Origin of the sequence: Priestia filamentosa, from assembly GCF_900177535.1 — a bacterium.
GTDB lineage: Bacteria > Bacillota > Bacilli > Bacillales > Bacillaceae_H > Bacillus_I > Bacillus_I filamentosa.
In genome coordinates, this window is sequence record NZ_FXAJ01000007.1 from 92030 (window position 1) to 112590 (window position 20561).

The window sequence follows — 20561 nt, forward strand, 5'->3', positions numbered from 1 at the left end:
GGCTTAATAGAAATGCTAATTCATCAAATGTTAACAAAAAAGTATTTATTGCATCATAAAAAAAGAACCTTACTTACGTTATTAGGAATTATTTTATCTATTGCACTCATTACTTCAATCGGAACATTCTTAATTAGCTATCAGCAATATTCTCTTGAAAAAACGAGAATTGAGTATGGTTCTTATCATATAAAAATAGAGCATGTTAATATTCAAGATGCTAAACGTTTACAGGCAAACCCACAAGTTAAAAAAGTCGGTTTATCATCTCAACAAACTCTATTTTTTAACGATAACAGTAAATTTAAACTTAAATCAATTGACATGCAAGCCTATTCTATGTTGCCTTTCCATACTATCCATAAACAAAAGAAGAATGGCCTAATTATGGAAGAATGGGCAGCAGCCAAATATAAAAAAGATGGAAATATAAAAAAAACTGTAAACCTAATGGATGCCTCCGGATTAGAACATTCTTTTTATATACAAGAGATCGTAGAGAATAATCAAAGTCTTCGAGAAGACCAAGATTTGCAAGCATTTAACGTTCATAAAACAATCCAAAAGACCAATGATATGGAAGTTTATGTTAAATTAGACCCACAGGCAAACTTTCATGAAGTATACAACCAGGTTTTAACTTATATTCCTAAAAAAAATGTTGAACTAAATTATCAATTAATTGATCTTGAATATTGGAATAACACTGGAGATGGAAATGGTAATGCATTTAAATCTGTAATTTATATTTTGCCAACTGTCATTGTTGTTATTGCAACGATAGCTTTTATTTTCAATACTTTTCAAATTAGTGTTGTAGAACGCCTTCGTCATATAGGTTTATTAAAAACAGTAGGTGCTACAAAACGACAAATTCAAAAAATGATTGTATACGAAATGGCTCTTTTGGGAGTAATCGGCATACCGATTGGTCTCCTATTAGGGATTTTAGGGTTTTGGGCTATTTTAAGCGCTTATCAGTTCATTTTTGAAGAGAATGAACTTTCATTATTTTATTTCAAGATTATTTTGTCTCCTACTGTTTTTATTTTAAGTAGTTTAATCGGATTATTATCCCTTATCATTTCAGGATTAATCCCATTAAAAATTGCAAGCAGAATATCTCCATTAGCTACTATAAAAACCCCTATTAACCGTAATACTTTTAAAATTAAAAAGATAAATACGTTTATGCAAAAGTGGATAAATATTGAAACTGTTATGGCAATAAGGAATATTAGACGCAACAAGTTAAGATCTCTAACTATTATATTTTCTCTGTCCTTCAGCGTCTTCTTATTTATTACTTTTTCAATTTTTTCTACTGAATTACTCGATATGGAGTTAAAGGAAAAAACAGATGGAGAGTTTCAACTTAATTTTTATGAGCCAGAGCGATTACCTACTTCGCTATGGAGAGATTTAGAAAATATTTCAGAGGTGCAAGAAAAGTACATTCATTATGAAAGTTCCCCTGCTCAAATGTTACTCCCATCGATGGCTTCAGATAAAATGAAGGTACAAGGAAATCAAGTTGTAAATTTAGATGGAAAGTCGTTCTCCTCTATAAATTTAACAATTACCTCTCTTACTGATGAAAATAAAACGTTTTTGATGAAGAAGCTTATAGATGGTTCATTAAATAAGAAAAAATTAATTCAAGAGCAAGGAGTCATTTACATTCAAGCAAATAATAGCAAATCTTCGGTGCAAGTTGGGGATGAAGTTTACGTTCGGCTTCAAACTAATGACACAGATCGTTTAAATGATGTGAAAAAGGTGAAAATATCAGGAATAGTTAAGCTCAATCAATTCGAGAACAAAATTATGGCTTATCCTGAAGTCCTTTCTTTTATAAATAATCAAAAGGTAAATCGCATTTCACTTTTCTTAAATAGTAATAACAATGAAAAAAAGGTTGAAAAAAGTTTAAATAAATTAGCAGTTCAATATCCTAATATCGATATTGTTAATGAATTGAAAATTCAGCGCAATTTATCATCTTTGTATTTACAGGTACAAATATTGCTCTATGGATTCCTCATTGTAATTGGCTTTATAGCAGTATTAAATATCTTTAACACTACCTTTATGAACATCATTCTGCGTAAAAGTGAATATGCGACTTTACAAGCCATCGGAATGTCTATAAAAAGCATGAGAAGGATGATTACAGCAGAAGGAATACTCTATGGGATTATAAGCGTTATGATAGGAAGTACTGTAGCAAAAGTTGTGGGATTTTTACTGTTTTTAAGTAGTGGAACTCCACAAGGGACAGGACATTTAAAATTATATATTACTTCTTGGTTTGGAATTTTAATCATTTGTTATATCTCAGCGAGAGTTTCGTCAAGAATACTCAAAAAGATCCAATGGAAGGATACATTGCGAAATGAATAAGAAACGGAGAGAGAAATATGACACGAATACTATTATTAGAAGATGATGCCTCACTCGCATTGGGGCTGGATTTTTCACTAAAAGAAGAAGGATATGATATTACGCATGTAGAGTTGGTTCAAGAGTGTAAGGAAGTCTTTGAGAAGGAGGAGTCATTCGATTTAGCTCTTCTTGATGTTACACTTCCAGATGGAAATGGTTATGAAATGTGTAAATATATTCGGGAGCAATCTGATATCCCTATCATCTTTCTTACTGCAATGGATGATGAAGTAAATGTTGTACTTGGTCTAGATATTGGAGGCGATGATTATATTACAAAGCCCTTTAGAGTGAGAGAACTACTTTCACGTATTCGAGCCGTACTAAGAAGAAAAGGAAAAACTGATTCTGGTCATCTTTTAAAAAGCGGTTCAATTACTCTTGATATAGAACGTGTGCTATTGAAAAAAGATCGCAAAGAAATTCCCCTTTCCGCACAAGAGTACAAGTTATTACTAATATTGATGAACAACCCAGAAAAAATATTAAGTAGGGAAAAAATCTTTGATCTACTTCTAGAAGGCGGAGGAGGATTTTTCGAAAATAATACATTATCGGTTTATATTAAAAGATTACGTGAAAAAATTGAGGACGAGATTGCTTATCCAGAGTATATTTTGACACATCGGGGGCTCGGGTATAAATGGAACAAACGAGTAATAAGAGAATAAGTTTCTTTGAGTTATGGCAAAATCCTGAGATGAAAAGTATGCGGAGGTTTTTTCTTATTTTTTCACTTCTGTTTACTGTCATTATTGGGTATGGAACCTACTTTTTTGGCCAGCAGTTTAAAACTGAATATGTAGAGTCAAACGCTGCTATTACGGGGGCACTATTGGATCAACATCCAGAGCTTCAAGAAGATTTAATGGTCCTCCTTACGAAAGATGTGAGCGAGGATGACAAAAGGATAGGAATGAATATTCTACACGAACACGGAATTTCATCCGACCTTTCTATGGTGTTCTTCCCAAAATTAAATGAGTTTTTTAAAACGTTCATGATTTGTGCTATTTTCATTTTCCTATTATTTTTTGGTTGTTTAATAGGGATACACTACTGGTTCTCAAAAAGAATATATACTAAAATTCGCGGGCTAACAGCCTACGCTGATCAAGTATTAGAAGGAAAATCTATTTCATCACTTCCTGAAATTCGAGAAGGCGACATTTCAAAACTTTTACATAGTTTTAATCGGATGCGTGTCGTAATCCAAGAAAACATCGCTGAGTTGAAGAAGGAAAAACGTTTTCTTGTAAATTTAATGTCAGATATTTCTCATCAATTGAAGACCCCTTTAGCCGCTTTAACAATGTATAACGATATTATGACCGAAAAAGAGCTGTCAAAAGATCAGCAATTTATGTTTTTAGAACAAGGAAAGCAACAGCTAGAACGAATGAATTGGCTTATACAGAGTCTTTTAAAGCTCGCCAAGCTAGATATCGGTGCTATTCAATTTCAGAAAAAGCATGACTCTCTTGTTCGCACAATTGAAGGAAGTGTAAACATTTTAAAAGAACTTGCAATACAAAAAGGAGTTCAAGTAACAGTTTTAGAAGCACAAGATTATAATTTGAAACACGATTCAGATTGGATGACAGAAGCATTAGTGAATGTCATTAAAAACGCTATCGAGCATACTCCACCAGGTAAAAATGTTTCAATTATGTTAGAAAAGAGTGATACTTTATGTAAGATACATATCCGTGATCAAGGAAACGGCATAGAACGTGATGAAATACGAAATATTTTCAAAAGGTTTTATCAAGGAAAGAAAAACAAAAAATCTGGATCTGTGGGAATTGGTCTCTCGTTAAGCAAGGCCATCGTTGAAGGACATAATGGAATTATTCAAGTTCAAAGTCAAATAGGTGTAGGAACAACTTTCACGTTTGTTTTTTCGAAAACCTAAAACTTGTCGTAAACAAGAACAAAAGGCAACAGAAAAAAGCAGGGATAATAAATAAGATTAAGTTATCCCTGCTTTTAATTTAATGAAGCTAATTAGCCCATTTCATTCTTCAATTTTCTTCGGAAGAACAATCCCTTTATATAATCGAACAGTAATCAAGTAATATACAGCATATATAATTAAGAAAATAACAATTGGAAACCAAACACGGAAGTAAGGATTAATTAAAATAAATGAGAAAATATTCATCCCAATCAATACGTGTGCAATTCCAATAAGAGCTGGAAATAAGAAAACCAAAAATATCTCTCTATATATGGACTTCGTTAACAATTCCTGACGCACTCCGATTTTTCGAAGCATCTGATAACGCATAATATCTTTTGATGCACCTGAAAGAATCTTAAACATTAAACAGCTTGCCATCATGGCTAAGAAGGCAATCCCTAAAAAGAAACCCATAAATACTGTCCCACTTGAAACGCCATAAAACATCTCATAAGTTGAGTATTTACTTCTCAGTTGCTCAGCGTCTATATTTTGATATTTATGGAGTTGTAAATCATCAAGTTTCTTCCATTGTTCTTTATAAGATTCAAACTCTCCTGTGTTTCCGATAAAAACACTACCTTCTTTTCCTTGAATCTTTCCATAAATGTTCTCATCTACGATTTTAATTTTGTGATCTGGATGTACATAATAAGGTTCAATCCCATTGAGGGCTTCTTGCCATTTGGTTGGAATTTGGACAGAACTGTTACTCTTTTCAATACTATCTTCTAAAACAGACCCTGAAGGAAGATTTTCAGAAACCGGCTTAAATTCATTAAACCCTTCTCTACCTTCCTTGCTATGCACCAAAGGACGATTGTTTTCTAAATCTTCTTTTAGATAATAGACATACTTATCATCTGTTTTATAACGATATTGATATTTTTGTTTAAATGTAATCTGACTTAAAATTTTATTTTCTTGTGCTGTTGGGTTATGTGTGACAATGTCATATATTTCCGAACCATTTGCCATAAGTAGAACATTATTTTTAAATGCCATCCCAGCCGAAATCGCTCCCGCTCCAAGAGCAACTAACATGGCTACAGTTGCTAATACTTTTGTTAAACTATTAACACGAAAATTCAGCTGAGCAAATGTAAAAGCATTTATCCCCTCTTCTCTCAGCTTTTTATTGTTCTTCAATTTTTTAATAATGAAAGGAAGAAGTGAGATAAAAAGCAGATACGTTCCTGAAGTAGTTGCAATTAATGCAATGATGATTCCTACTTCTTTAAGTACACCCATCTTGATCATAGAAGTGTAACCAATAGCTAATAAAATAAATGCTAGAAATGAACCAATAACATTCTTCTTTCCTTTCATATAAACACGTTCTACTTGCATTTCTGAATGAACAAGTTGGAGTACGGTTACACGTGAAAGTTTTATACTATTCATCATAGCTGATAAGGTAAACATGATAAGGAAAAAGATACTCGTTATAGTCATAGATGGGATATAAAATGCATGATATCCTCCTCCGGTAAATTCTAGCTGTTTCATGAGTAGCTGACCAATTCCTTGTGCAAGACCAATGCCTAAGACAATTCCAATGAAAAGAGAGACAACTCCTAAAACGATGGTTTCAATAAACATAAGTATTGTAATTTTATGTTTTTTGGCCCCTAACATCATATACATTCCAAATTCCTTTTGCCGTAACGACAGCAGGAATGAGTTGGCGTATAAAATATAGAAGAACGTAATAACTGCTAATAAAAATGAACCAGTATGAAAAACGAATCCAATAGACTGAATGATAGAATTTCCTTCAATAAAAGCTTTGTTCAATGCTAGTGTTTGAAATAAATAAAATATCGAAATAGACATTACAAGTCCAGCTAGTAACACAATATAATCTTTTAGTTTATTTTTCATACCGGACATGGAAAGCTTAAATAACATGTTTGAACCTTCTTTCTTATGCTTTTTGTGTTCCTATATTAGCTAACACATCTAAAATTTCTTTATAGAATACTTCACGTGAAGCAGTCCGATGGATTTCTTTATACAATTCACCATCTTGTATAAACAAAATACGTTTGCAGTAACTTGCACTAAAGGGATCATGTGTAACCATCAAAATGGAAACGTCTTGATCTTCATTTAAATTTGCCATTGCTTCTAATAAACTCGTGGCATTTTTAGAGTCAAGAGCTCCAGTTGGCTCATCTCCTAGGATGAGAGCTGGTTCATGAACAAGTGCCCTTGCAGCTGCAGCACGCTGTTTTTGTCCACCAGAAATCTCTGAAGGATACTTTTTTAAAATTGCTGAAATCCCTAGCATTTCAGCAACTTTTTCGACTTTAGGACCAATGTGACGAGAAGCAACACCTTGTAAAGAAAGAGGCAATGCGATATTTTCATATATAGATAGATTATCTAATAGATTAAAGTCTTGAAAAATAAACCCGAGCCTTTGAGAACGGAAATCAGATAGCTCCCCTTGCTTCATTTGTGTAATATCTTTTCCTTCGATTTGAATACTGCCATCTGTAACTTGATCCAATGTCGAGATTACATTTAACAATGTAGTTTTTCCGGAACCAGAAGGACCCATAATTCCAACAAATTCACCTTCTTGAATCGAGAATGACACGCCTTTTAAGGCTAGGAATTGGTTTTCACCTTTTTTACCATATGATTTTTTGACATTTTTCACGTCTACAATTGATGCTTGCATTTTTTATCCTCCAATTTTTCTTTTTATTTAGCTATCCTTCATTTTTTCATGAGGAAAGGCCCCATTTTCCAATACGTCACAATTCTCCAAATCCACTCAAGAGGTCCCATTCTAAATAATCGTAGCCAAATAAGACTGAAAATGATTTGAATTAAGTAAATAGCTAAACATATATATAGGGATTGCATATACGTCATAGCTGAAGCAGACTTGAATAATAAGTTTCCTGCTAGTAAAATAAATGCTGTTTGTCCAAGATAATTGGTTAACGCCATACGGCCGTAATATTTGAGTGGTGATAGCAATATTCTTACCATCTTTGTTTGCAACAAGAGCAGCAGTAATCCCACGTAAAAAGCTGAAATAATGGGCCCGACTGTCACACCCATTTTCAAAAATTCACTAGCTTGATCCATTGCTCCATCCTCAGAATATAAAATCATATTTTGAAAAGGAGATTGGGGAATTAAACTATATTGGACCACTAACCCAAACAAACTTAGGAAGAATGTGATTACTGTAAAGACAAAGACTTTCTTTGTTTTTTGGGATAAGTTTTCAAATACTCTGTACTGTCCAGCAGAAAGACCTAATAAAATAAGTGGAAGAGTTAATAGTAATTTCTCTCCCATAACTCCGAACCAAATTAACAAAGTTATACCTATAGCTAAATTAATATGCTTATTCACTTTATAGAAAGGCATCACAATAAAACCGCAAATAGCATAATACTTTAATGCCTCTCCTGGCTGAAATATAGAATGTATGACTCCAAAAGCCAACAATATAATAATTCTGCGTAAAAATAGAATATAGCCATTTTTCCCTTTTTCCTTTGCGCGAGTAATAAAGATATAAAACCCTACTCCAAATAGAAATGAAAATATGGAATAAAAGCGACCTTCTACAAATAAGTATAAAAATCGTTGATAGCTTACATCGGGTGTATGTGGTGCTGGAATATTTATGTCAAGAAGAGCAAGAATATTGACTAAAATAATGCCCAGCAATGCAAAACCTCGAATATAATCAAGTGACTCAATTCTTGGATTTATAGTATTCCTTTCCATGCAACAACGCTCCTTATCAATATTTCCTTTACTGATCTTACAAAACAGGATTAAAAACACCTATTGTTTTAACTTACAAAGTCTCTTACATTTTTGTAAGATATAAAAAAGGAGAGTAATGGATTAAATTCGTGTACAACATATTTATATAAGAAAAAAACGCTGCAACCCTTATTCTTATGGTTTGCAACGTTCTTTCTTAGAGTAGAGATACAATATCCCGCTTCTCTATCATCTACACTTTATAATAATGTATATTTCTAACATATCTTTATAAAAAGTTCACCGATTTTACATAAAATTTTCATGAATTAGAATCTCTGTTCCACCTTAGAAAATATAATTTTTTAGTCTCGATCATTTATCTTCATCACAATAAATAGGCACAAACTTCTTGGTAAACAAGGAATCTGTGCCTTCTCTTTCTTTTCTATACAGTTTTTTCATTTCTTATTGATTAATTATAATAGAAATTTTCTTATAAGTGGTTAATAGTTCTATTGTACATTGCTCACTTTTATATCTGCCTCAATATTTAACTAAGCATCTATTAATTTTAGAAGAGCTCTTGCTTATTCACTATCTCATTTATGGATATCGTATAATTCTTCATCACAACAAGTGTAAGGGACTATGCCTTTTTATTGGTTTTACCCCTTACACCAACAAAATTTGTCCCTACAACACCAATGATAATGATAATTCCACCAATTAAATGATAGAAGTGGAAAGTTTCTTGTAAAAATAAAACGCCAGCTACAATTGTAATTAGCGTAGCCACATTACTAAAAACACTCATTTTGGCTGCTTCAATTTTGGACAAAGCAAAATTTGAAAGATATGACGTAACAAGTGATGATAATATTCCTAAATATAAAATAGCTAATACAAAGTCTACATGTAAAAATGGTTGAAAAAATTCACCCATTGTTCCTTCTATCATACGACTTCCAATTGCCATACTATTAAACACGACAAAACCAAATAATGTCATAACATACGTTATAGTTAATAACGAATATTGTTGTGTAAGCTTTCTTGCAAAAACATTATATAAGGCAGAAGCAATAGAGGAAATAATAATAAGTGCACTTCCGACTAAATTTGCTGTTTTAGCTCCTGTCCCATTCATCACAAGTAAGTAAATGACGCCAATCACTGATAAACATATAAAAACAAGCTGAACACGTTTTGCTCTCTCCTTCAAAATTACAATAGCAAATAGCAATGTAAAAATAGGTATTGTAGCTTGTATAATTCCAGCTTCTGAAGAAGATGTCCTAGCTAAACCAAATATTTGAAAAGCGAAAAATAGCATTGGATATAGCAGTGCTAAAGGTAAGATTCTAGCGATATCTCTCCAACGTATCTTTAATTTATCTTTAGTGAATTGTATAAAAATCGTCGCTCCAACAAAGGCAATTGTAAAGCGATGAGCAAGTGTGTCTAGTGGTGTAGCCACCACCAAAGTCATTTTAACAAACATAAAGGATAGCCCAATAATAAATGCATAGGCTATCGCAGCAATATAAGCTTTACTTTTTTCAGTCATACAAATTACTCCTTCTATTTTTTATCCGATCGATAAATCCATCATAATCAATCTTAGAACTTTTTGCGATATAATAAATACGCATCTGTACCGATACAGATAATAAGGAGGCCTCATATGTTTAAATACGAATCGATATACAATAACATAAAGGATCGAATTCAAATGGCTGATTTACAGGCGGGTGAAAAGTTGCCATCTATTCGCGATTTATCTCAGCAATTTACTTGTAGTAAAAGTACGATATTAACGGCTCTCAATAAACTAGAAGATCAACACTTGATTTATGCTATTCCTAAAAGTGGTTACTATGTAGTAGATCATCAAATGCCACATAAACCTTCTACTACCGATTTTATAGATTTTGCTACATCATCTCCAACATGGCATGCCTTTCCTTATAAAGACTTTCAACATTGCATGAATAAAGCAATTGATACGTATCAAGAAGAGTTATTTCATTATGGAACCCCAAATGGTTTGCCTTCCTTAATTGATGAGGCTAGAAAACTATTAGAGACGTATCAAATATTTACACATTCAGATCATATTTTCGTTACTTCAGGCGTTCAGCAAGCTTTGGCGATTCTTAGTCTCATGCCTTTCCCTAATCATCGGAAAACGATACTTGTTGAACAGCCAAGTTATCATCTTTATATGGACTTTATAAAAACCTATAAGCTACCAGTAATCGGGATTAGAAGGACCGTAAATGGAATTGATTTAGAGGAATTAGAAGAAATTTTCTGTTCTCATGATATTAAATTTTTCTATACGATGCCACGATTTCATAGTCCTTTAGGCACTTCCTATCGTAAAAAAGAAAAAGAAGCCATTCTATCTTTAGCCGCTAGATATGATGTTTATATTGTAGAAGATGACTATTTAGCCGATTTTGAACAAAATACAAAAGTAGATCCGCTATTTTCGTATGATACACACAATCATGTGATTTATTTAAAAAGTTTTTCTAAAATTATGTTCCCTGGATTACGTATAGGGTTTGCGGTCTTACCACCATTATTAACGCCTCTCTTTCAGAGATATAAAAAAACAACGGATATTGACAGCTCCATGATTTCACAAGCAGCATTGGAACTTTATATAAAGAGTGGCATGTTTAATCATTATCGTGCTAGAGTAAGCGGTACTTATGCGGCCCGCGCAACCATACTTCAGCATGCTTTAAGAAAACATTTGTCTGTATATCAATTCCCCTCGGAAATTTGTATGCATAGTCACATTGTATTACCAAAGAGAGTCAACTTAAATTTACTTATTTCTCATTTAAATCAACATAAAGTTTTATTAGAACCTATTGATGGAAATTATTTAGATGGCGTTTTGAATGAAAGAATTTTAAAATTGAATATTTCTAATATAGAAGAATATAAAATTGAAGAAGGAATTAAGAAAATCGCTATAGCGTTAAATAATAGCAAAAACTACTTCTGATAAGAAAGATGATTCAATGATACATTTCCAGGTTATGGGGTGATATTGATAATGATAGTAATGGAAAAAAATCAGTTTAGTTGTTTTTATAACCAGAGCAAAGATGAACACTATACTTTAGATGTCAAAAAATGAGTTTTTGGAGTAATACATACAAATGTAGGCAAGTGATTTAGTGTATAAATTAGATACTGAGTGTTAGTTATTATGGATATATTGCTATTATAAAATTTAATATCATTGAATTAACATTTTAGCAAAAACAAGCTAATCATTAGTAATAGAATAAACATACGATATGCACGGCTAGTTCACAAAACAGGGTAAAAAATAACGATTAATAATTCGAAATAAGACAAAGAAAAATCCTTCTAAATATGTTTCTAATCCAAATGTAAAAATCTCTAGTTCCCCTGTTATTATGCTAAATTCTCTTTTCATTCATGTTTAATAAAGCATTAATATAAAATTTATTGCTCGTTCCATTTCTTTTTAAAATACGAACGGATACTAGAGATTAGCAGCATACACGAAGGAACAATGACAAACATAACGAAAGAAATAATCTCTGTAACGAAACCTTCTTCCCCTTGTTCTGAAAAACTAGAAGCCATTGTAAGAGATAGAAAAATAACAATAATTCCTATGGGTAAAAGAATGGGATGATACCTGTTTAATTTAAATAAATCAGCAATTCCAATAATCGCACTATACAAATAGACCGATGCTTTGAAAAAGACAGTAATCAATAATGTAAAAACCACAATGGCGTCAAGTCTTTCAATAAAATCCAACAGATTGACCTTCCCAACTGCTGTTAACGTTGGAAAGGTAGACTTTTGCATCACTTCTACACCAAGAACAGATATATTTAACATGACCGTCCATCCTAAAATAAGTCCGCTTGAAATTAAGGCTGTCAGCCATACTCTCTTTACTAATTGAGGTTGATTTAAATATGGCGCGATCACCGTAAAGGCTATCATTTCACCAAACGGGAAAATGAGTAGATGAGGAAAAGCTGTAGTAAAGATAGGTTTCCATCCGTGTTCAAGAAAAGGAAGGATATGCTTAAAATCAACATCTCCTGATACAAGAACAAAAAAATTCCCCGCTCCCCCTAACAAAAGTAAAATAACAATAAATACTTCCGCTGTCCTCCCTACTACTTCCACTCCTAGATGAATGACATAGCATATCACTAACACAAGTGTAAGATTGATTGCCAATAAGGGGGTTTCTGTTAAGGTAGACGAAACTAATAAATCTCCGAATTCCCGTATGTTTCTCCCGCAAATATACAAAAAGTAGACACAGTATAACAAACCAACAATCCATCCAACGTATTTACCGAATATTTCACGTGTATATCCCGTAAGAAGTAAGTTAGGATACTGACGAAATAAAAAATAATAGATAAACGATAAGATAACCCCTCCACTCATTGCTAGGAGAATGGAAAGCCAGACATCCTTTCCCGCCTCTCCTCCGTAGCTGACAACCAAGGCTGTTCCTAACTCAAAGATAAACATCATAGCAAAGAGTTGAATTCCGCTTATTTTCGCTTTCTCCATTCATTAAAAACTCCCTTCTTCGCTTATATCTATTGGTTTATATAGGATTTGGCTGTCATACTTGTTTAACGAATGAAGCGACCTGGAATGAGTGTTGAAACAGCTGACAGGAACATGTGAATATCATTTTCATACAACATCAATAAGATGAAGTTGAGCCATAACACTTCTATAAAGTTATTTATTATCTTTAAAAATGAGAAAACGACTGATTCAAGTCGTTTCTTCTCGTTTTATAATCTAGATGATATCCAAAGCTTATTTACATTATTATATTTTTACGAACTTGTTCTTTCATAAACTCTTCTTACAGATTCATTCCTTCTTTTTTACCAGTTTCTCTTTATCTAATGTTGTAGGAGGCTGCTCCATCCATTTATTCTTAATCATGATATCGGCTCCATCCTTAGCATACTGAGCCACCTCAAAGGATAAACGTTCATAATTAAGAATGAGGTCCGTTCTTTGACTAGCTGATGCTGCTGTGGCGTAATTTCCTGTTCCTGTTGCACTTAACATCCCCATATGAAACATAGCCAGTTTATCCGAAAAAGGCGGTGTTGTAGCATCTGTAATGGCAACATCAGATGAAATAGGCGATTCTATATCGCTATCGAGAAGAATCCTTGTGAAAATCCGCATATGTTTTCGGGAAATATCTCTTCCTCTTAACATCCATTTTTGAATTTCTTCATGAGGGGAGACTTGGGCAAAACTAAGAGACAGTTTACTTCCGATATGGTTAGTGACACTATTCATGTATAGATGGGAAATTTCTATAGCATTTAATGGCCGTTGTTTACTGAATAGAGAAAAACCACTTAAATATTTGTGACTATCTACAAAATCCGTTTTGGTTGGGTACGGGATATAAGGTGCTCGAATATATAACCCCTTTTCTAATAATAAATCTGTCGTTTTATCAAATAAATCAGATGTTTCTCGCAGTCCTTTTATAAAATATGTTTTGAGGTCTTTCCTCGCCCCCATAGAGGTGAACCCACTATATCCAAGCATCCCTACTCTAGTCATATGAGCTAAATATTGAAGGATAAAAGCATCTGTATATAACCGAGGAGCATTCACATTCACATCCTTATCTGTAAATCCTGTCGGGAGTGGAATCTGTTCCTGTTGAAATAATATGGTTAACTCCTTAATATGAGCACAAGAGACATCATACGCCTCTTGAATAAGGGGACGTATATCTTCATCTTCTATCGTTTGTAAGAAATAAGATAATACACATGCGGACATACTATCTTGCATATAGTTCGTCCAAATACAAGCTATTTCAGCTGAAGTTAGCTGAGTAGGATGTGTCGTCATAATTTAGGTACCTCCAGAGAATAATTGTTCAGGATATGTATATTATTTACAGGTTGAATCTAAATTATTATGACGAAAGCCAAGAGATAATCTCCCTTAGCCTTTATTTATTAGTTGTATCTTTTTCCTGCTTCAAACCAACTTACAAAATGATGAGTAATTAATAGTAAAACAGCATAAATCATAATATTTAGATATCCCCATTTAAGTGGTTTTGCTAGCTCTGTATAATGCCCTATCAAAAAAGCATATAATTCTGTCATCCCCGCAAAAAGCACATAATGAAGAATAATTCGTGCTACACTTTTAGACTTTGGATATGTTAACTCAAAAAACATTGCGAAAGCTGGATAAATCATATAATGCAATGAAAAACTAAGCTTTGTTGCATAAGGAAATTCTCTAAAGGGAAATTCAATACGTTTAAAATAGACGGAATAAAAAATATATATCCATGATAAAGTTTGAGCAAATAAGAACGAGATGTGAGCTTTTCCTTTTACGTCACGGGGGACTTTACCGATATACAAAATAATAACTAGTAGCCATGAAATTGCTAAAATGACAACTTCTTTTTTCATCATTTACTCCTTTAACCACTTCTTCTTATACCAAGAATAATATTGATGGTTGAGAAATAAAGAAATCCATACCGTAATGAAAGTCCAATACCATTTCCATTCATCATACTCAACAAGGTTGGTTTTCCATTCTAATAAAACTTCTATAAAAGTGAAAATGCCAATAATGAATGTATAGTAAAAGAATCGCAACCATAAAGGCTGATAAGTAGGATAATTTAGGCTAAATAAAATAGCTAATACGGGAAATAAAAAAAATTCAAAATTAAAACTTGTCTTATTTATTTCATTTACTCTTGGTAATAATGCTACAGGATAGCTAATCCACTTCATTTGTACTACAAAAAGGCCAGATACCCATGTGATGGTTTGAAGAAATAAAGCTATAATCCAAGCTTCCCTTGCTTTCTCACGCGGCACAAACTTCCATATTAAAAATACTCCGATAAATAAAGAACTTAATAATATCCACCGATCTATAAACAATTAAAGTCTCCTTTCAAGACTTTAATAATATCCCCATTTTTCTTCTGTTTATAAATTTCCCCATACAAAAACTCACTAAGACATAACTTAGTGAGTTAGAAAATGGATAGATTATGTATTTTCAATTTACATAAAACATCTTTGGGAAAGTTAGAGAGGCGCGGCTCCCGTATCGCTTAAAAGTTCTGTGCCTTTTCTTTTTTTGTTACTCTATAAATGTACTCGATAAAAAACTTAAATAAACTCCCCCTATAGGTTAAGTAAATATTTTCACCCCCCCCTACTAAATGCATTTTGGAAAGCTATTTATAAAGAAAAAAGCAACAATTCTAACGTTGCTTTTTTCAGTTTATCTTATTCGCAATTTTATCCACTAGAGGAACTTCAACTTCCAAAAACCCAATGCCTTATTATGCTAAGGATTTGACTTTTTAAAAGAGAGTTCTTAACAGCATAAAAATTAACTAGTATCTATCCTAATAGGTTTCTCCCTTAACCTGCTTTAACGTCGCTACTATAAGAAAGCTAACAATCACTAATAAGAGCCATGAACTCACCTTTCCTAGATGTACGAGGCTCCATGCATCAGTTTGATTTGGGTATTCCCATGCTCCAAAGAACGTTGCGATATTTTCGGCTATCCATATAAAAAAACCGATGAGCGCAAAAGAAAGGGCGATTGGCATACGGTAACGAGTTCCATTCACTTCGTATGTGACCCATGATTGCCAAAAGACGATAATAACAAGTCCAGATAACCACCAACGAATATCAATCCAATAATGGTGGGTGAAAAAGTTCAAATAAATTGCCGCTGCAAGAGGTACAACTACCAAAAATGATGGCCATTTAATCAGTTCAACCTTAAATCTCCTCCACGCCTGGCAAAGATAACTCGCTACACTTGCGTACATGAATCCGCTATACAAAGGTACTCCAAAAATTTTAGAATATCCTTCCTCTGGGTAAGACCAGGAACCCATATGTACCTTAAAAAGTTCAAGAAAGAGTCCAATAAGGTGAAACAATGTGATAACCTTTAGTTCATCCTGTGTTTCAAGCCCAGAACGCACCATCCACCACTGCATCAGAAGACAGATGATGAGCAGCCAGTCATATCGCGGCAGGAAAGATATTGGCAGGATTTGTGTAAAAGCCAAAGAGGCAAAAATAACGACAGGAAACAAACATGAGAGGGCCTGCTCCCAACCAAAACGAACGAGTTGTTTTAGTGCCCTCATGATTCTGTTCCCCAAAGTTTTTTTCTAAATATATGGAAGTCCTGCTTAGTGTAGCTGAATAGATTTAGGGTTATATACATAAGTTCACCCCTGAATAACTTTCTCTTCCTCTCTATGTTACATATTCCTACTTTATTAATCTTGGGTATCTTCATCACGTCTGTATTCTAGAAGATCTCCTGGTTGACATTCTAATGCTTTGCAAATCGCCTCTAAAGTTGATAATCGAACTGCCTTTGCCTTTCCATTTTTCAATATAGAAAGATTAGCCATCGTTATTCCAACCCTCTCCGAAAGTTCCGTAACGCTCATTTTCCTTTTAGCCAGCATCACATCGATATTGATTATAATTGCCATTGTGTTCACCTCAGACCGTTAAGTCATTTTCTGATTTTATATCAATCGCTTCTTTTAATAGTTTTTGAAGAACAGCAGCAAAGACCCCAATTACCATTGAAGCAAAAATAATCACCAATCCAATTAATATAATACCTGGGGCGTCGTCTTTCTCCGCTATGAGATATAAAAGTGGCATGCCGCCCACATATAAGATACTGATTGTGATGGCACAGTATTTTATATTCTTTAAAGCTTTTACAGAAATTATAGAGAACGCTTTATTCTTGTCAATATAGCTTAAAAGTTTAAAAGCTTGATACAGAGCAATGTAAAAAGGGATCGCCGCTGCATACAAATCAATGAAAATAAGATATTTTATATACGCCATATCTGGGTACAACTCTGCTGCATAGCTCCCTACCTCAGGCACTAAAAATATGCATAAAGCAAGAACTGGAATTCCCATGAGAATAACAGCTATCTTTAAAAAGAAGGTTGTTCCTTTGTTCATAAAAAGCACCTCACTTATTTAGTATCAACTTGAATCTAACACATAGTTTATTGATTTACAATAAATTTTTATTCATTATTGCTATTTTTTTATTGCTAAGTAAATGATAATTTTGACAAAAATAATGAGTTAGCTTGGTTAGAAAACTATGATTCTATCTCGTACTCCCCAAAAATAGATTTTACTTATTGTTAGAAAATATTATCGAATTAAGTAAAATAGCTGTAGTAACAGGAATAAAAAAAGCTTTGGTTAGCCCAAAGCTTTTTTATACTTATTTTGTAGGGAAAATGTCATTAAACAGATTCTCTAGTATTATCAGTAACAAGTAATATATTACGCTTAATAAATACAATTCTTACAAACTTGAAACAATACATTTAGTATCACCAACAAGTTCATATTCTCCAAAGCTAGTAGGCAATATAAAATGATCTCCCTTTTTGAAGAAATAACGTTTATTTTCCTTTATTAGTTCCCCTTCTCCATCAATTATGCTAACAAGAAGAAATTGCTTTTGCTGTTTTAAATGGGCTAACCCATTTAGCTCCCATTTTTCTACCGAAAAATAATCTCCTTGAACAAAGTGTGTTATGCTCAAATTTTCTACTTTTTGATGCATAATTGATAGTTGATTTTGTGTAAATGGTGTCTCAGTCACTTCAATACTCTTTTCAAGATGAATCTCACGTAAATTCCCTTCAGTATCTCTTCTATCATAATCATATAATCGATAAGTTGTATCTGAATTCTGCTGTGTTTCTAATATTAAAATCCCTTTACCAATCGCATGAACCGTTCCGCTTGGGACATAGAAGAAATCTCCTGGTTTTACCTTTTTTCGATGTAACAGTTTGTTCCATTCTTGATTTTCAATCATAGCAATTAATTCTTCTTTTGTTTTTGCATGATGCCCATAAATAATTTCTGCATCTTCTACAGCATCAATTACATACCAACACTCTGTTTTTCCTAGTTCTCCATTTTCATGGATACTAGCATATTCATCATTTGGATGAACTTGAACAGATAAGTCTTGATTGGCATCTAAGATTTTTGTAAGAAGAGGAAAACGTTCTCCCTCCGCATTCCCAAATAAATCTCGATGTTCTTCCCATAATTCACCTAAAGATAATCCTTTATATTTTCCGTTCTTAACAACACTTTGTCCATGTGGATGCGCTGAAAAAGCCCAGCACTCCCCAGTTTGACTTGATGGAATCTCATATCCAAAAGAAACTAATCTTGTTCCCCCCCAAATTCTTTCTTGAAAAACTGGTGCAAAAAATAATGGTTCAGTCATAATTAAAATCCTCCATTTTATGCAATTTCATCTAGTAACTTGTATGCGTCTTCTTTTGTTTGGACAGATAATAATCGCTCTTTATAACTGTCATCCATCAGTTTTCGAGAAAGCATTTGAAGGATTTTCAAATGTTCATTTCCTTCACTTTCTTTTGGTACAGCAATCATAAATATTAACTTCGCTTCTGTTCCATCAAGGCTTTTCCAATCTACACCTGATTGCTTAATTCCAAATACAACACTTGGTTTCTTAACAGCATCTGATTTCCCATGTGGAATCGCAATATTCATGCCAATACCTGTTGTACCTTCTTGCTCACGATTCATAATGGCTTGTTTAAATTTTTCCTCTGAATGAAGTGCACCGACATGGTTTAATTTCCCTATCATTTCATCAATGATTTCCTCGCGTGTTTCCCCTGTTAAATCAGTTTCAATGAGCTCTAAATTTATAATTTCCGTTAGTTTTTGAATAACAATTTGTTTACTTTCTACTTGAGTTTCTTGGTGTACTTGTGGCATTTCTCTTGTTGCTGAAACTTCTTTTATTTGTTCAACTTCCTGCTTTTTTATCTTTGATATATCTTTCTTCAATACATTTACTACAATAGCTGTCACAGTAGATCCTACAATTACAGCTACAAAGAACATCACTACATTATCTACCGCTCCTAATACAGCAACAATGGGACCGCCATGTGCTACTCTATCTCCTACATGACCAATCATTGCAATAACGGCACCTGTCATAGAACCCGCCATAACACTTGGAATAACACGAAGGGGATCTTGTGCTGCAAATGGGATTGCACCTTCAGTAATACCAAATAGCCCCATTGTAAATGCTGCTTTCCCCATTTCCCTTTCAGATGTTTGGAACTTTCTCTTTCCTATAAACGTAGCAAGCCCCATTCCAATTGGCGGAATACAAATTGCTGCAGCAATTGGGCCCATAATTTCATAGTTTCCTTCTCCAATCATCGCTGAACCAAACAAGAAGGCTACCTTATTGAACGGTCCACCCATATCAAAAGAAATCATGGCTCCTAAAATAAGTGCTAAAAGAATAGAACTTGAACCTTGCATACCTGCTAACCAAGCTGTTAATGACTCAAAAACTTGTGCGACAGGAGCCCCAATAATAAATACAAATGCAAGCCCTACAATAAGTGAAGCAACTACTGGAATGATAATAATGGGCATAATAGGTTGAATCGCTTTTGGAACTTTTATTTTTTTAATTCCTAATGCCATATAACCAGCTAGGAAACCAGCGATAATTCCGCCAAGGAAACCAGCCCCGCTTTCACTTCCATAAAAACTTCCCGTTGCCGCAATATATCCACCAATCATACCAGGAACAAGTCCAGGCTTATCCGCTATACTATACGCAATATATCCTGCTAAAATTGGTACCATAAATGTAAAGGATGTGCTGCCAATTTGTTCAATTGTTTTCCAAAAAGAATCCCCTGGAATAACTAAACCACCTGGTGTTTTTTCTCCCCCGAGAGTTAGCGCAATGGCAACTAATAATCCACCTACCACAATGAATGGCACCATGAAAGATACTCCATTCATTAAATGACGATATATTGGATTTTGTTTTTTCGCTGTTCTATTCCCTTCTAGCGTTTTAGATTGTGAACGATAAATGGGTACATCACCACTTACTACTTTCTGGATTAATTCCTCAGGTTTACGAATACCATCTTGTACTCCAACAACTAATAATGGCTTTCCTATAAATCTATCTTTATTTACAGCTCTATCAGCAGCGATAATAATACCGTCTGCTTCTCGGATATCCTGCTCGTTCAGTTCATTTTCTACCCCGATGCCACCTTGGGTTTCAACCTTCATTTGAACTCCTAATTTATCCGCTGCTTTTTGTAAATTTTCCGCTGCCATATATGTATGGGCAATCCCATTCGGACACGATGTAATGGCTAATATTTTCATTTCCAATCCTCCTCACTTCTTTTTTGTAAGCGCCTACATTTAATATATATTAAGATGAA

At 33.6% G+C, this 20561-nt stretch carries 17 protein-coding genes; 4 read left to right on the forward strand and 13 right to left on the reverse strand.

All coding sequences use genetic code 11. The annotated features are described in order from the left end of the window. Positions 1–12: 12 nt before the first annotated feature. The 3 genes from B9N79_RS20760 to B9N79_RS20770 are packed head-to-tail and all read left to right on the forward strand — an operon-like array spanning position 13 to position 4360. Positions 13–2403: an ABC transporter permease gene (locus tag B9N79_RS20760; RefSeq protein ID WP_046217029.1), complete on the forward strand. Its 2391-nt coding sequence runs from the start codon at positions 13–15 to the stop codon at positions 2401–2403. Positions 2404–2420: 17 nt separating this feature from the next. Beyond that, a complete protein-coding gene (locus B9N79_RS20765) occupies positions 2421–3116 on the forward strand; it encodes a response regulator transcription factor (protein ID WP_040058044.1) in 696 nt (231 codons plus the stop codon). Beyond that, positions 3089–4360 (forward strand): sensor histidine kinase, encoded by a 1272-nt coding sequence (locus tag B9N79_RS20770; RefSeq protein ID WP_048896752.1) that lies wholly within the window; start codon positions 3089–3091, stop codon positions 4358–4360. Before B9N79_RS20765 ends, B9N79_RS20770 begins: the two co-directional genes overlap by 28 nt. A 102-nt stretch (positions 4361–4462) precedes the next feature. Here the strand turns inward: B9N79_RS20770 and B9N79_RS20775 are convergent, their stop codons facing one another. The 4 genes from B9N79_RS20775 to B9N79_RS20790 all read right to left on the reverse strand — a co-directional run bounded on the left by B9N79_RS20775 (position 4463) and on the right by B9N79_RS20790 (position 9719). Continuing rightward, complete coding sequence (locus B9N79_RS20775; protein WP_048896751.1) at positions 4463–6319, reverse strand: FtsX-like permease family protein; 1857 nt, start codon at positions 6317–6319, stop codon at positions 4463–4465. A 16-nt stretch (positions 6320–6335) separates the two neighbouring features. Further along, a complete protein-coding gene (locus B9N79_RS20780; RefSeq protein ID WP_040058046.1) occupies positions 6336–7097 on the reverse strand; it encodes an ABC transporter ATP-binding protein in 762 nt (253 codons plus the stop codon). A 38-nt stretch (positions 7098–7135) separates the two neighbouring features. Continuing rightward, entirely contained in the window at positions 7136–8167 is a 1032-nt protein-coding gene (locus tag B9N79_RS20785) for a DUF418 domain-containing protein (RefSeq protein ID WP_046217028.1), read from the reverse strand. Between the two features lie 631 nt (positions 8168–8798). Then, entirely contained in the window at positions 8799–9719 is a 921-nt protein-coding gene (locus B9N79_RS20790) for a DMT family transporter (RefSeq protein ID WP_046217027.1), read from the reverse strand. A gap of 117 nt (positions 9720–9836) precedes the next feature. Here B9N79_RS20790 and B9N79_RS20795 point away from each other — a divergent pair, with 117 nt between their 5' ends. After that, positions 9837–11174, forward strand: a complete 1338-nt coding sequence (locus tag B9N79_RS20795; RefSeq protein ID WP_040058049.1) for an aminotransferase-like domain-containing protein — start codon at positions 9837–9839, stop codon at positions 11172–11174. A gap of 470 nt (positions 11175–11644) precedes the next feature. On the opposite strand, the gene B9N79_RS20800 is transcribed toward B9N79_RS20795, so the two are convergent. The 9 genes from B9N79_RS20800 to B9N79_RS20840 form a co-directional block, all read right to left on the reverse strand. Continuing rightward, a complete protein-coding gene (locus B9N79_RS20800; protein ID WP_040058050.1) occupies positions 11645–12748 on the reverse strand; it encodes a GerAB/ArcD/ProY family transporter in 1104 nt (367 codons plus the stop codon). A 315-nt stretch (positions 12749–13063) separates the two neighbouring features. Next, on the reverse strand, positions 13064–14077 hold the full coding sequence (locus B9N79_RS20805; RefSeq protein WP_040058051.1) for a DUF3231 family protein: 1014 nt from the start codon (positions 14075–14077) through the stop codon (positions 13064–13066). Positions 14078–14187: 110 nt separating this feature from the next. Further along, a complete protein-coding gene (locus B9N79_RS20810) occupies positions 14188–14658 on the reverse strand; it encodes a CBO0543 family protein (protein ID WP_048896750.1) in 471 nt (156 codons plus the stop codon). Between the two features lie 3 nt (positions 14659–14661). Further along, complete coding sequence (locus B9N79_RS20815; RefSeq protein ID WP_040058052.1) at positions 14662–15144, reverse strand: CBO0543 family protein; 483 nt, start codon at positions 15142–15144, stop codon at positions 14662–14664. Positions 15145–15620: 476 nt separating this feature from the next. Then, a complete protein-coding gene (locus B9N79_RS20820) occupies positions 15621–16385 on the reverse strand; it encodes a DUF817 domain-containing protein (RefSeq protein ID WP_085118902.1) in 765 nt (254 codons plus the stop codon). 135 nt (positions 16386–16520) lie between these two features. Further along, complete coding sequence (locus B9N79_RS20825; RefSeq protein ID WP_019390732.1) at positions 16521–16742, reverse strand: helix-turn-helix domain-containing protein; 222 nt, start codon at positions 16740–16742, stop codon at positions 16521–16523. 10 nt (positions 16743–16752) lie between these two features. Continuing rightward, entirely contained in the window at positions 16753–17235 is a 483-nt protein-coding gene (locus B9N79_RS20830; protein WP_040058054.1) for a DUF2975 domain-containing protein, read from the reverse strand. A gap of 358 nt (positions 17236–17593) precedes the next feature. Beyond that, positions 17594–18538, reverse strand: a complete 945-nt coding sequence (gene manA / locus B9N79_RS20835) for a mannose-6-phosphate isomerase, class I (protein WP_085118904.1) — start codon at positions 18536–18538, stop codon at positions 17594–17596. 17 nt (positions 18539–18555) lie between these two features. After that, positions 18556–20502, reverse strand: a complete 1947-nt coding sequence (locus B9N79_RS20840; protein ID WP_040058056.1) for a PTS fructose transporter subunit IIABC — start codon at positions 20500–20502, stop codon at positions 18556–18558. Positions 20503–20561: the final 59 nt, after the last annotated feature.